Annotated in this window: 15 protein-coding genes; 9 read left to right on the forward strand and 6 right to left on the reverse strand. The window is 68.9% G+C overall.

The window, feature by feature from the left end; translation table 11 throughout:
* A partial coding sequence (locus H7I57_RS08060) for an HNH endonuclease signature motif containing protein (RefSeq protein WP_372510146.1) occupies positions 1-561 on the forward strand: 561 nt, incomplete at its 5' end.
* A 61-nt stretch (positions 562-622) separates the two neighbouring features.
* Here the strand turns inward: H7I57_RS08060 and H7I57_RS08065 are convergent.
* Positions 623-1384, reverse strand: a complete 762-nt coding sequence (locus H7I57_RS08065; RefSeq protein WP_264022903.1) for a MerR family transcriptional regulator — start codon at positions 1382-1384, stop codon at positions 623-625.
* 129 nt (positions 1385-1513) lie between these two features.
* Positions 1514-3301: a dihydroxy-acid dehydratase gene (gene ilvD / locus H7I57_RS08070; protein WP_264022873.1), complete on the reverse strand. Its 1788-nt coding sequence runs from the start codon at positions 3299-3301 to the stop codon at positions 1514-1516.
* Between the two features lie 79 nt (positions 3302-3380).
* On the opposite strand from ilvD, the gene H7I57_RS08075 reads away from it, so the two are divergent.
* Complete coding sequence (locus tag H7I57_RS08075; protein WP_264022874.1) at positions 3381-4010, forward strand: DUF305 domain-containing protein; 630 nt, start codon at positions 3381-3383, stop codon at positions 4008-4010.
* A complete protein-coding gene (ricR, locus tag H7I57_RS08080; protein ID WP_264022875.1) occupies positions 4007-4348 on the forward strand; it encodes a copper-sensing transcriptional repressor RicR in 342 nt (113 codons plus the stop codon). Before H7I57_RS08075 ends, ricR begins: the two co-directional genes overlap by 4 nt.
* A 24-nt stretch (positions 4349-4372) precedes the next feature.
* On the opposite strand, the gene H7I57_RS08085 is transcribed toward ricR, so the two are convergent.
* Entirely contained in the window at positions 4373-4708 is a 336-nt protein-coding gene (locus tag H7I57_RS08085) for a thiamine-binding protein (protein WP_264022877.1), read from the reverse strand.
* Between the two features lie 21 nt (positions 4709-4729).
* The gene (locus tag H7I57_RS08090; RefSeq protein ID WP_264022878.1) at positions 4730-5134 is read right to left on the reverse strand and encodes a PPOX class F420-dependent oxidoreductase; all 405 of its coding nucleotides are present in this window, start codon (positions 5132-5134) and stop codon (positions 4730-4732) included.
* A 193-nt stretch (positions 5135-5327) separates the two neighbouring features.
* Between H7I57_RS08090 and H7I57_RS08095 the strand changes: the two genes are divergently transcribed.
* From H7I57_RS08095 to H7I57_RS08120, 6 genes are all read left to right on the forward strand, one after another.
* Positions 5328-6359 carry a L,D-transpeptidase gene (locus H7I57_RS08095; RefSeq protein WP_264022879.1) on the forward strand — a complete coding sequence of 344 codons (1032 nt, stop codon included), beginning with the start codon at positions 5328-5330 and terminating at the stop codon, positions 6357-6359.
* A 105-nt stretch (positions 6360-6464) separates the two neighbouring features.
* Positions 6465-7400, forward strand: a complete 936-nt coding sequence (locus H7I57_RS08100; RefSeq protein ID WP_264022881.1) for a DUF4129 domain-containing protein — start codon at positions 6465-6467, stop codon at positions 7398-7400.
* A complete protein-coding gene (locus H7I57_RS08105; RefSeq protein WP_264022882.1) occupies positions 7397-7882 on the forward strand; it encodes a hypothetical protein in 486 nt (161 codons plus the stop codon). Before H7I57_RS08100 ends, H7I57_RS08105 begins: the two co-directional genes overlap by 4 nt.
* Entirely contained in the window at positions 7879-8850 is a 972-nt protein-coding gene (locus H7I57_RS08110) for an AAA family ATPase (protein ID WP_264022883.1), read from the forward strand. Before H7I57_RS08105 ends, H7I57_RS08110 begins: the two co-directional genes overlap by 4 nt.
* Positions 8847-10124, forward strand: a complete 1278-nt coding sequence (locus tag H7I57_RS08115; protein WP_264022885.1) for a DUF58 domain-containing protein — start codon at positions 8847-8849, stop codon at positions 10122-10124. The genes H7I57_RS08110 and H7I57_RS08115 overlap by 4 nt, the downstream gene beginning before the upstream one ends.
* Entirely contained in the window at positions 10121-10561 is a 441-nt protein-coding gene (locus H7I57_RS08120) for a hypothetical protein (protein WP_264022886.1), read from the forward strand. Before H7I57_RS08115 ends, H7I57_RS08120 begins: the two co-directional genes overlap by 4 nt.
* A gap of 3 nt (positions 10562-10564) precedes the next feature.
* Here H7I57_RS08120 and H7I57_RS08125 read toward each other — a convergent pair whose 3' ends face one another.
* Together H7I57_RS08125 and H7I57_RS08130 are read right to left on the reverse strand one after the other, a co-directional pair.
* Positions 10565-10975 (reverse strand): hypothetical protein, encoded by a 411-nt coding sequence (locus H7I57_RS08125; protein WP_264022887.1) that lies wholly within the window; start codon positions 10973-10975, stop codon positions 10565-10567.
* Positions 10976-11125: 150 nt separating this feature from the next.
* Positions 11126-13150, reverse strand: coding sequence for a M13 family metallopeptidase (locus tag H7I57_RS08130; protein ID WP_264022888.1), 2025 nt, complete (start codon positions 13148-13150; stop codon positions 11126-11128).
* Between the last annotated feature and the right edge of the window lie 19 nt (positions 13151-13169).

A 13169-nucleotide genomic window follows, 5' to 3' on the forward strand; every position in this document is an offset into this window, starting at 1 on the left:
CGCTATCTGCTCTGCGACGCCACCTGCGAGGTGTGGTTCGAACGCGACGGCCAACCCATCGGTGCCGGGCGGGCGACCCGAACGGTCGGCCGCCGGCTNCGCCGCGCCCTGGAGCACCGCGACCGCACCTGCGTGGTCCCCGGCTGCGGGGCGACCCGCGGCCTGCACGCCCACCACCTACAGCACTGGGAAGACGGCGGACCCACCGAACTGGACAACCTCGCGCTGGTCTGCCCCTACCACCACCGGGCACACCACCGCGGCGTCATCACCATCACCGGACCCGCCCACCACCTCACCGTCACCGACAACACCGGCCAAAAACTCAGCGCGGGATCACTGGCCCGCCCACCCACCACACCCCCACCCGCGGTCGCCCCATACCCCGGGCCCACCGGCGAACGCGCCGACTGGTGGTGGTACCAACCCTTCCAACCACAACCACCANCACCCACCACACCCCCACCCGCGGTCGCCCCATACCCCGGGCCCACCGGCGAACGCGCCGACTGGTGGTGGTACCAACCCTTCCAACCACAACCACCACAGTCAGTTAACTAGCAGCAAGACCCCGAGCCGTTGGCCCGGGGTCACGCTCGGGCGACGGATCACGCCGATCGCGTCAGTGGCCGGCTCGGTCCGCGTTCGCGTGTATCGCCTCGCGACAGTAGGCCGCAAGGCCTGGGAGCCCGAACGATTCGTCGTAGGTGGCGACGTACCTGGGGTCGCTCACGTACATGTCGCCCAGGTTGCGGTGGAAGGCCGGCGGGCAGTCGTAGAACCAGCGATTCACGTGAAGCCGGTGTTGCTCTGCCGCATTCATCGCCTCCTCAGAGTCGGCCGGGAGCCCGGCGCGGAAGGCGTCGGACAAGGCCTTCTCAACAGCTTCTCCCTCGGCCTTGATCTGGACCCACTCGTCCTTGCCGTAGGCCTTCGCTCTGCGCTGCGATTCCTTCCACTCCTCGGTCTCGCCCCACTTCTGCTCGGCCTCTGCCTGGTAGTCGTCGAAGCCGTCACCGAAGAGTTCGCGCATGTCGTCGTCGGTCATGGGGGTGTTCGTCATCGCCTTCTCCAATGCCTGGTCAATTGCCTCGACGAGGCCCTTCATCTCATCGAGCCGGGACATGACGCGTTCGCGTTGGCGAACCAGGTGGCTGACCTCGTCACCGTCTTCCAGCAGGCTCGCGATCTCGTCAAGAGGCAGCTCGAGCCGGCGGTAGACGATGATCTGGGACAGGCGCGTCAGGTCTGCCGACGTATAAAGCCGATACCCCGAGGCTGCACGCCGACTCGGGGTCAACAACCCGATTTCGTCATAGTGGTGAAGCGTCCGGACCGTGATGCCAAATCGCTCAGCGACATCGCCCACGGTGAGTTCGTCCACCCTCGTCTCCTGCGTCACGTCCATCAGGCTGGTGCCTCACGTCGCGTGAGGGTCAAGTCTTCATGCTCGAACGTAATCGAACGCTGAGGATCTCCCGTGGCCTGCCGCAGTGAGCGCGGTCCGTGGCGACTAGCTGCACACGGCGCCGGTGGCCGCCGAGTGAACCAGCTTGGTGTACTTGGCCAGGACGCCGGTGGTGTAGACCGGCGGCAGCGGCTCGAAACCCGCCTTGCGGGCCTCGAACTCGTCGGGATCGACCAGCACGTCCAGCGTGCCGTTACCGACGTCGAGACGGATCCGGTCGCCGTCGCGCAGGAACGCGATCGGTCCGCCGTCCACCGCCTCCGGGGCGACGTGCCCGACGCACAGGCCCGTCGTGCCGCCCGAGAACCGGCCGTCGGTCATCAGCAGGACGTCCTTGCCCAGGCCCGCACCCTTGATAGCGCCGGTGATGGCCAGCATCTCGCGCATCCCCGGCCCGCCCTTGGGTCCCTCGTAGCGGATGACGACGACGTCGCCGTGGGTGATGGTGCCGTCCTCGAGCGCGTCGAGTGCGGCCCGCTCACGCTCGAAAACCCTTGCGGTGCCCTCGAACACGTCGGAGTCGAAGCCGGCCGACTTCACCACCGCACCTTCGGGGGCCAGCGAGCCGTGCAGGATCGTGATGCCGCCGGTCGGGTGGATCGGGTTGGCGAGCGCGCGCAGCACCTTGCCGTCGGGATCGGGCGGAGCGATGTGCGCGAGGTTCTCGGCCATGGTCTGGCCGGTCACCGTCAGGCAATCCCCGTGCAGCAGACCGGCATCCAGAAGTGCCTTCATCACGACGGGCACACCCCCGATGCGGTCGACGTCGAACATCACGTGCTTGCCGAACGGTTTGACGTCGGCCAGGTGCGGCACCTTCGTCCCGATGCGGGTGAAGTCGTCGAGCGTGAGCTTCACGTTGGCCTCGTAGGCGATGGCCAGCAAATGCAGCACGGCGTTGGTGGAGCCGCCGAACGCCATCACCACCGCGATGGCGTTCTCGAACGCCTCCTTGGTCATGATGTCGCGGGCGGTGATGCCGCGCCGCAGGAGTTCGACGACGGCGGCGCCGGACCGGCGGGCGTACCCGTCGCGGCGGCGGTCGGTGGCAGGTGGGGCGGCGCTGCCCGGTAGCGACATGCCGATGGCCTCGGCGGCCGAGGCCATCGTGTTGGCGGTGTACATGCCGCCGCAGGCGCCCTCGCCGGGACAGATCGCACGCTCGATGATGTCGACGTCCGCACGGGTCATCAGGCCGCGGGCACACGCCCCGACGGCCTCGAACGCGTCGATGATCGTCACGTCCATCTCGGTGCCGTCGGTCAGCGTGGCCTTGCCCGGCAGGATCGACCCGGCATAGAGGAAGACGCTCGCGAGGTCGAGGCGGGCGGCGGCCATCAGCATGCCGGGCAGCGACTTGTCGCAGCCGGCGAGCAGCACTGAGCCGTCGAGGCGCTCGGCGCTCATAACCGTCTCGACGCTGTCGGCGATGACCTCGCGCGACACCAGCGAGAAGTGCATGCCCTCGTGGCCCATCGAGATGCCGTCGGACACCGAGATGGTGCCGAACTCCATCGGGAAGCCCCCGGCCTGGAAGACGCCGTCCTTGACGGCCTTGGCCAGCCGGTCCAGCGACAGATTGCACGGCGTGATCTCGTTCCACGACGACCCGACGCCGATCTGCGGTTTGGCGAAGTCGTCGTCTTCCATGCCCACCGCCCGGAGCATTCCGCGGGCCGCGGCCTTCTCGAGACCGTCGGTGACGTCACGACTCCTGGGCTTGATGTCGGGCTCCGCCCGACGGGTGGCTTCAGTGTCGGGCTCCGCCCGACGGGTGGCTTCAGTGTCGGGGTCCACCCGACGCGTGGCTTCAGTGTCAGGGCCTGAGGGCATGCGCCCAAGTATGCCCCCGGGTGTTTCCCCCGGCCAAACCGTTATCAATACCCCCACGGGGTACTAGTACGCTGGACCCATGAGTTCACTCGCCGCACGCGTGGCCGCAGCTTCCGCCGCCGTGCTCGCCGCCGTCGTCATGGCGGCCTGTAGCGGACCCGCAGATTCCGGCGGGCAGGCGGAGGGCCCGTTCCCCGAGACGCCCGTGATCACCGGGGAGCCCGCGGGTTACAACGCCGACGATGTCTCCTTCGCCACCAACATGATTCCGCACCACGAGCAGGCCATCGAGCTGTCGAAGCTGGTGGCGGACCGCTCGACGAACCCGGAGCTGACCGCGCTGGCGAGCCAGATCGCCACGGTGCAGCAGCCCGAGATCAACATCATGAACGTGTTGCTGGTGCAGTGGAACGAGAACCCGGAGGCCGGCATCTACCCGGGCGATGGACATGCCGGGCACGGCCAGACCATGCAGGGGATGGTCGACGGCGCCACCATGGCCCGGTTGGAGTCGCTGAAGGGCGTGGAGTTCGACAGACTGTGGCTGGAATCGATGATCAGTCACCACCAGGGGGCGATCGAGATGGCGAAGGCCGAGATCGCCAACGGGAAGAACGTCGACGCCATCGCCATGGCCACGACGATGGTGAAGACGCAGGAAGCCGAGATCGGGCAGATGAAGCAGATGCTGGAAGGCAGCAAGCCGTGAGTCAGAACCCCCACGCCAGCGGACCCGACGCCGCGGCGGACGCAGCCGACCCGAACGTTCATGGCTACTCCCCGAAGAAGGAGAACTACGCGAAGCGGTTGCGCCGCATCGAGGGCCAGGTCCGCGGAATCGCCAAGATGATCGACGAGGACAAGTACTGCATCGACATCCTCACCCAGATCAGTGCCGTCAACAGCGCGCTGCAGTCCGTCGCGTTGGGACTACTGGACGAACACCTCGGCCACTGCGTCACCCATGCGGTCGCCGCCGGCGGCTCGGATGCCGACGCCAAGCTCGCCGAGGCGTCGGCGGCCATCGCCCGGCTGGTGCGGTCCTGACCCAGGTCTGCGGTGGCATCGGGGTCAATCCTCGTCGGCGAACCGGAACTCTCCCGCGGCCAACCGATCGAGCGCGTCCTCGATGCGCTGCACCTTGGCGGTGAGCTGGCCGGTGTAGCCGGGCCGGATATCGGCCTTGAGCACCAGGCTGACCCGCGGCGCCACCGCGGCCACGACATCAACGGCCTGCTTCACCACGGCCATCACCTCGTCCCAGTCCCCTTCGACGTTGGTGAACATCGCATTGGTCTCGTTGGGCAACCCCGAGGCGCGGACGATCCGGACGGCCTCGGCGACCGCGTCACCGACTCCGCCGGTCTCGTCGCCGCCCGAGGGACTGATGCTGAACGCCACGATCATGGGATCAGCCTGCCCGACCGGTCACTGCTTGCTGAACCCGGTGGGACGCACGACGAGGATCACCCGGTCGGCCTTGTCGGCGGGCGGTTCGGTCAGCGGGCCGCTGTATCGGTCGTTGAGCTGCAGATAGAACGCACCGGTCGGGTCGGGCACGATCTTGTCGACCACACCGCGGACCTCCAGGTAGCGGTACGGGTTGTCCGGATCGCTGATCGACATCGCGACGTGGGGGTTGGCGGCGATGTTGTGGTACTTCTGGCGCTTCGTGGTGTGCGTGAAGCGCAGCACCTCGCCGTCCCAGTCGAACCACATCGGGTTGACCTGCGGATTTCCATCCGGCCGGGTCGTGGCGAGGTGACCGTACAGCGGACGCTGGAGCAGGGACTCGTATCCAGGTATCCGGGGGGAATCGTCGGCATGGACCACAGAACGTCCGTCGCCACGCAACGAATTCCGTCATCTCGGCGACCCAGTAACGCATCCGCGCCCGTCACCGATATCAGTGCAGGTCAGTGCCCTTGGTCGGGGGACTCCCAGGGCCTGGCGGGCACGAGCGCAGGCGGGGGCGATCAACGCGCTGTGCCACACTGGAATGACTCGCTGAACTGGAGGTAACTGCATGCGGCAGCGAACCACACGCCGACTGATGGCCACGCTGATGGCGGCCACCGTCGTCGCCGGGCTCACCCTGAGCGCCCCGTCGGCGCTCGCGCAACCCGCACCGCCACCGCCCCCACCGCCCGTCGATCCGTTGGCGCCGCCGCCACCGCCGGCCAACCCGTTCGCGTTCCCGGCACCCCCGGCACCCCCGGCGCCGCCGGCGACGAACCCGGCCGCACCGGCGGCGGTCGATCCGCTGGCCGCAGTGCCCGGGCAGCCGATGGCCATCCCCGAGGGCACCCCCGCCGGACAGAACCCGACGCCGTTCGTCGGTCAGCCGCCGTTCGTGCCGCCGTCGTTCAACCCGACCAACGGGTCGATCGCGGGCGCCGCCAAGCCGATCTACATCAACTTCCAGCGGCCCATCGCCAACAAGCCGATGGCCGAGGCCGCGATCCACATCTCGTCCAACCCGCCGGTGCCCGGCAGGTTCTACTGGACCAGCGACACCCAGGTGCGCTGGCGGCCCCAGGACTTCTGGCCCGCCGGCACGGTCGTCAACATCGACGCCGCAGGCACCAAGTCGAGTTTCAGCGTCCCCGAACAATTGGTCGCCACCATCGACGACAGCACCAAGCAGATGCAGATCGTCCGCAACGGCGAACTGGAGAAGACCTTCCCCGTCTCGATGGGCAAGTCGGGCTACGAGACCAAGAACGGCACCTACTACGTGCTGGAGAAGTTCGCCGACATGGTGATGGATTCCTCGACCTATGGGGTGCCGGTGGACGACCCGTCCGGAGAGGGCTACAAGCTGAAGGTGCAGGACGCGGTCCGCATCGACAACAGCGGCATCTTCGTGCACAGCGCGCCGTGGTCGGTGGGGTCCCAGGGCGAGAGCAACGTCAGCCACGGCTGCATCAACCTCAGCCCGGCCAACGCCCAGTGGTTCTTCGACAACTTCGGCAGCGGAGACGCGGTCGTCATCAAGAACACCGACGGCGGGATGTACACCCAACCCGACGGGGCGTCGGACTGGCAGATGTTCTGACGGGATAAGCCACCCGCTTTCCCGGCGCGTGGCACGCGCGCCGTGCCACGATGAGGACAGGCCGAAGGCCGTCCCGGTCCTCGGCATCCAGCTGAGGGTGGGCCGATGCCCGGTGACGGCAAGAGCGCGGCGCGCACGGTCGCCGTGGTCGTGTCGGTGCTGCTGGCCATCATCGCGCTGCGGGGTTATCTGCCAGGCGCCGAACCGGCTGCGCGCGAACCCGCGACGGAGGGACCAGGCAGCCTCGTCGCCGTCGGCGTGATGCTCGCGGTGTCGATCACCGTCATCGCGATCTCGATCATCGCCCAGGCGCGGCGCCGCGCCGTTACCCCCGCCACCGGGGAGCCACCGCGTCAATACCGCGGCGAGCGCACCGCGGTGCCGTGGCGGCTGCTGCTGATCGCCGCGGCCGGGCTGCTCGCCTGGTTAGTGGTGGTCGTCCTGCTGATGCAGTGGGGATCCGTTCTCGCCGTCGACGACGTGCCGGTGGCCGACCCCGAACCCGGCGCTCCCCGGGAGACCGGGGGCGCGCCACCCCCGCCGCCGGAGACGCCGAGCGGTGGCAGTGACGCGTTCGGTTTGCTCGCGGCGGCCACGATGGCGATGGTGGTCCTCGCCGCCGTGGCGACGATGATCGGCCGCAGGCGCGTCGGCATCGCGGCAGCAGCGCCCGTCGACGACGCCGACACGCCCACGCCGGCGCGATCCGCCGGACCCGATCTCGCGAGGGCCGCCGAACTCGGGCTGGCCGAGATCGGCGACCGGAGCCGCGACCCCCGCGAGGCGATCATCGCCTGCTACGCGGCGATGGAGCGGGAACTGGAGAAGTCGCCGGGAATCACCCCGCAGGATTCCGACACCCCGGCGGAGGTGCTGGCCCGGGCGGTCGAAGGGCACGCGCTGCGCCCCGACAGCGCGACCGAACTGGTCGACCTGTTCGAGGAGGCCCGGTTCAGCCCCCACGTGATGAACGAGGGGCACCGCGCGGACGCGGTGCGGGCGCTGCGCCTGGTACAGCGTGAATTGCAGGGCGCCTCATGAGGAAACTCGTTGTCGCCGGGGCGTTCCTGGTGGTGGCGGTGCAGTTGTTCGCACTGGCTCAGTTCGACCGGGATCTGGTGGTCGGCGTGACGGGCGCCGCGCTCGCGGGTGTGCTGCTGGCCGCGCGGTGGTATCTGACGCATGGGACCGCCGACCCCGTCGACGAGGCCGAAGGCAGTGATTCCGGTGCGGCGCTGCGACGCTGGCTGACCCGCACCGAGACGCTGATCTCCTGGTCGGAGTCGTCGCGCTCCGACTGGGACCGCCGGCTGCGCCCGATGTTGGCCCGGCAGTTCGAACTCGCCGCCGGCCAGCGAAAAGCCAAGGATCCGAGAGCATTTCACGCCGCCGGCCGCATGCTGTTCGGTGAACAGCTCTGGCAGTGGGTGGATCCGGAGAACATCTCACGCACCGGGGGCCAGGAGCCGGGACCCGGCCGCGACGCCCTGAACGAGATCCTTCAACGTCTGGAGCGGTTGTGACGCCTGATCTCGAACCGGCGACGACCACCGCCCTGTGTGAATCGGTGCTCGACGAGATCGGCCGGGTCGTGGTCGGCAAGCGGCGGGCGCTCAACCTGATCCTGATCACCGTGCTGGCGCGCGGGCACGCACTGGTGGAGGACCTGCCGGGCCTCGGGAAGACGCTCATCGCAAAGTCTTTCGCCGCTGCGCTCGGTCTCGAGTTCACGCGAGTGCAGTTCACCCCCGACCTGCTGCCCGCCGACCTTCTCGGCTCGACGATCTACGACATGCAGTCCGGCCGGTTCGAGTTCCGCCGCGGCCCCATCTTCACCAATCTGCTTCTCGGCGACGAGATCAACCGGACACCACCCAAGACGCAGGCCGCGCTGCTGGAGGCGATGGCCGAACACCAGGTCAGCATCGACGGGGTGACCCACCGGCTGCCCGAGCCGTTCCTGGTGCTGGCGACGGACAACCCGATCGAGTACGAGGGCACCTACCCGCTGCCGGAGGCGCAACTGGACCGGTTCGCCATCAGGCTGGAGCTGAAGTATCTGTCCGGGCCGGAAGAGACCACGATGCTGCGCCGCCGCCTCGACCGCGGATCGGTACCGCCGACCGTGCAGCAGGTGGTCGACGACCGAGACCTGCTGGCGATGCAGGAGTCGGTCGAGCAGGTGACGGTCCACGACGACGTGCTGCAGTACGTGGTGTCGCTGGCCACCGCGAGCAGGCAGCATCCGCAGGTCGCCGTCGGCGCCAGCCCGCGTGCCGAACTCGACCTCGTGCAGCTGGCCCGGGCGCGCGCGTTGCTGGCAGGCCGGGACTACGTGATCCCCGAGGACGTCAAGGCTCTCGCCGTGGCGACGATGGCGCATCGGATCAGCCTGCGGCCCGAGATGTGGGTGCGGCGGGTGCAGGGCGCCGATGTGGTCGAAGAGCTGCTGCGGCGCCTGCCGGTACCGCGGGCGCGGGAAACGCAATGAGTGCTGCCGGTTCTCCCGACGGCGAGGTCTTCAGTACGGCGGTCGAGTTACGTTGGCGCGCATCGCCGTTGACCCGATCGATTGCCACGTGCGCGGCCGTGGCGATCGCCTGCGCGTTGCTCACCGGCAGGGCGGAGCTCGTCGCCTTCGCGGCGCCCCTGCTCGGCGTACTGTGCTCTCTCGGCTGGCAGCGTCCGGTGCCTACCGTGGAAGTGCACGGGTACCCCGGGCTGCAGCGGTGTTTCGAATCCGAGCAGGTGCGGGTCACCGTGTCGGCGACCGCCGACGACGGGGGCGTGGTCGGGCTGGACTGCTCGGTGGTGCCGGGGATGGAGATCGAGGCCGTCGGTGGGACGGAAAAGGCCGGCTCGCGCGCGACGGTGACCGTACAGGCCCCCCGGTGGGGCCGATACCCGATCAGGGCCACGGTGCGGGCGCTCGGCCGCGGCGGCCTGCTCGAGGGGACCGGTGTCGCCGACGCAGCACAGGTGTGCGTGTTCCCCGTGGCCCCGCCACAGTCCACGGCGATCCCGCGGACCGACCTTCCCGACCGGCTGGGCACCCACCTCACCCGCCACGTCGGCCCCGGCGTGGAGTACGCCGACATCCGGCCCTACGTTCCCGGCGACCAGCTGCGCACCGTGAACTGGCCGGTCAGCGCGCGGCGCGGCACGCTGCACGTCACCGAGCGGGTCACCGACCGTGCCGCAGACGTGGTGGTGCTGCTCGACACCTATCCGCAGCCGCCCGGGCCCGCCACGGCGGCGACCGAGCGAACGGCCCGCGGTGCGGCCCAGGTGGTGCAGAGCGCGCTGCGCTACGGCGACCGGGCCGGTCTGGTCGCCCTCGGCGGCCGGACCACCCGCTGGCTGGGTGCCGACATCGGGCAGCGGCAGTTCTACCGGATTCTCGACACCATGCTCGGCGCGGCCGACACCTTCGAGAACGCGACCGGCACCCTGGCCCCGCGGCCTGCCGTGCCGCCGGGTGCGATCGTCATCGCGTTCTCCACCATGCTCGAGACCGAATTCGCGTTGGCGCTTATCGATCTGCGCAAACGAGGGCATGCGGTGGTCGCCGTCGACGTGCTGGAGGGGTGTCCGATCGACGGCGACCACGACCCCCTGGTCAACCGGATGTGGGGACTGCAACGCTCCTTCATGTACCGCGACATGGCGACCGTCGGCGTCGACATCGTCGGCTGGCCGGGCACCGCGACGCTGGAGCAGGCGATGGTCCTGGTTCCCGACCATCGTGTGGGAGCGCGGCGATGACCGCGCTTTCGCCGGAATCGTTGCTGCCGACCGCTTTCGGCGTGCTGATGGTCGCCGCGGCCGCGAACCGGGCGGATCGATGGGCGTTGGTGGTCGCCGGGGCCGCACTGGTCACCGTGCTGGCAGCGGGATGGCTGCGACCGTTCGCCTCCGTCGCCGTGCTGCTGACGGTGCTGACCGTGGTGCTTGCCGATCCCGGGCCGATGTACGCCGCGCTGGCCGGCCTTTCGGGCACCGCGTATCTGGTGCTTCGTCACGGTGATGGCGCGGGCAGCACGCCGACGATGTTCACCGCCGTCGGGTTCGCCGTGGTCGGCACGGTCGCCATTGCGGTGCCCGTCGCGTTGCCATGGCTGCCGCTGGCCGCCCCACTGGTGCTCCTGGCCGGTTACCTGCTGGCACTCAAGCCGCTTCTCGACGGTAAGCCCGCGCGCTAGGTGTCAGAAGTGGTTGGCCGAGACCGGACTGCAGGCGGGCCCGGTCGCGATGTTGCGCGGATCGAAGTTCCCGCCCCACGGATCGGACGGATCGACCGCGATAGCCTGCCACCCCCGCGACCCGACCCAGTCCGGCCCTGCCTCCGCGGCGGTCTGCTCGGGAACCCCTTGGTCAGAGGTGCGCACGTCCGACGTGGGCATGGTCCCCTCGTTGGCCACGCAACGGTCGCTGCTCGACACGCTCGCCGATTGCTCCGACCGCACCTGACCGTCCGGCGTCACTTCGGTCATCGACGGGTCGTTGGGGTCGGCGTGGGCCACTGCCGCGCCGAAGCTCACGGCGAACGCGAGGGCGGCGGCGCCCGCTGCGCCGGCCATCGACCCGCGGGTGACTGTTTTCCGGTGCTGTGTCATGGGCTCCCTTTCGCCGTCGCTCGACTCAAACGGTAGGCGTGCCCCGACGAGCAGGCTTGGCGGCCAAGGGACTTGGTAGCCAATTGCCAGCTTCCGCCAAGCTTCGGGTGTGCCACGCACCGGTGGAGTCCAGCTGGCGGGCGGATCGCGTCAGTTCCAGATGCGCACCCGGCGCTGCGGATCGAGGTAGAGCGAGTCGGACTCGCCGACCTCGAATGCGTCGTAGAAGGCATCCAGGTTGCGGATCACGCCGTTGCAGCGGAACTCCGGCGGCGAGTGCGGATCCACCGCGAGTCGCCGGATCGCCTCGGCCTCACGGGATTTCGTGCGCCACACCTGCGCCCAGCCGAAGAACACACGCTGCTCGCCGGTCAGCCCGTCGATCACCGGTGCCCGCTCGCCCTTCAACGACAACCGGTAGGCCAGCAATGCGATGGACAGACCGCCGAGGTCACCGATGTTCTCCCCGACGGTGAACGCCCCGTTCACGTGGTGGCCGTCGCCCAGCCCGCGCGGGACGAACTCCTCGTACTGCTCGATCAACGCCTTTGTTCTGGTGCCGAACTCGGCGCGGTCCTGGTCGGTCCACCAGTCCACCAGGTTGCCGTCGCCGTCGTACTTGGCACCCTGGTCGTCGAACCCGTGCCCGATCTCGTGCCCGATGACCGCGCCGATACCGCCGTAGTTGGCGGCGTCGTCGGCGTCGGCATCGAAGAACGGCGGCTGCAGGATCGCTGCGGGGAACACGATCTCGTTCATGCCGGGGTTGTAGTACGCGTTGACGGTCTGCGGCGTCATGAACCATTCGTCGCGGTCCACGGGTCCGCCGAGCTTGGCCAACTCGCGCTCGTATTCGACCGCGTGGCCGCGCAGGTAGTTGCCGTACAGGTCGTCACGCTTGATCACCAGCGCCGAGTAGTCCCGCCACTTCTTCGGGTAACCGATCTTGGGAGTGAACTTGTCGAGCTTGACCAACGCCTTCTCGCGGGTCTGCGGCGTCATCCACTCCAACTGGTTGATGCTGACCCGGTAGGCCTCACGCAGGTTGGCGACCAACTCGTCCATCCGCGCCTTGGCCTGCGGCGGGAAGTACCGCTCGACGTACATGCGGCCGAGCGCTTCGCCCATCAGGCTCTCGACCAGCGAGACGCCGCGCTTCCAGCGGTCGCGGATCTCCTCGGTGCCCGACAGCCTGCGCCCGTAGAACGCGAAGTCCTCGGCGATCAGCTCGTCGGTGAGCAGGAACACCCTGCCGTGAATGACCCGCCAACGCAGCCAGTTCTTCCAGTCCTCGAGGCTCTCGCCTGCCCACAGCCCGGCGAACGCGGTGAGGAAGTCCGGCTGCCTCACCACGACCTCGGCTGCCTGTTCATCGGTGATCCCGAGCCCGTCGAGCCAGCCGGTCCAGCCGAAACCGGGCGCCTCGGCGGCCACCTCGACGAAGGTGCGCAGGTTGTAGGTCAGGTCGGCGTCGCGGCGCTTGACCACATCCCAGTGCGCGGCGGCGATCTTGGTCTCCAGCGCCACGATCGCAGCCGCGGTCTGCGCGTGAGTGTCCGCGTCGCCACCGAAGACGAGTGCGAACATCGCCGCGATGTGCTGCGGATAGGCGGCCAGGACCTCGGCGTGCTGGTCGTCACGGAAGTACGACTCGTCGGGCAGCCCGATGCCGGACTGGCTCAGGTGCAGCAGGTAGCGGGACGAGTTCTTGGAGTCGGTATCGATGTAGAAGCCGGCGCCACCGCCCACGCCGGTGCGCTGCAGGGCGCCGAGCACCCCGGCCAGGGCCTCGGGTGTGTCCGGGGTGTCGATCGCCGCCAGTTCGTCGAGCAGGGCCGCCAGGCCGCGCTCACGCACGGTCTCCTCGTCCATAAAGCTGGCGTAGAGGTCGCCGATGCGCTGCTCGTCGGTATCCGATGTCGCCGCCGGAGCGGCTCCGGTGCCGTGAGCGGCGGCCGATTGCGCGGCCTGGTTGATCAGGTCGCGGATCTGCTCCTCGGCGCGGTCGTACAGCGTCCGGAACGCGCCGTCGGTAGCCCGGTCCGCCGGGATCTGGTACTCGGTGAGCCACCGGCCGTTGACGTGGCCGAACAGGTCGTCCTGCGGGCGCACCGCGGGGTCGATGTGGCTGAGGTCGATGCCGGACTTGGTGTCGAGATTCGCTTCTACCGTCACCCCGACATCCTTCCAGAAA

Origin of the sequence: Mycolicibacterium pyrenivorans (assembly GCF_025821625.1) — a bacterium.
GTDB classification, from domain to species: domain Bacteria; phylum Actinomycetota; class Actinomycetes; order Mycobacteriales; family Mycobacteriaceae; genus Mycobacterium; species Mycobacterium pyrenivorans.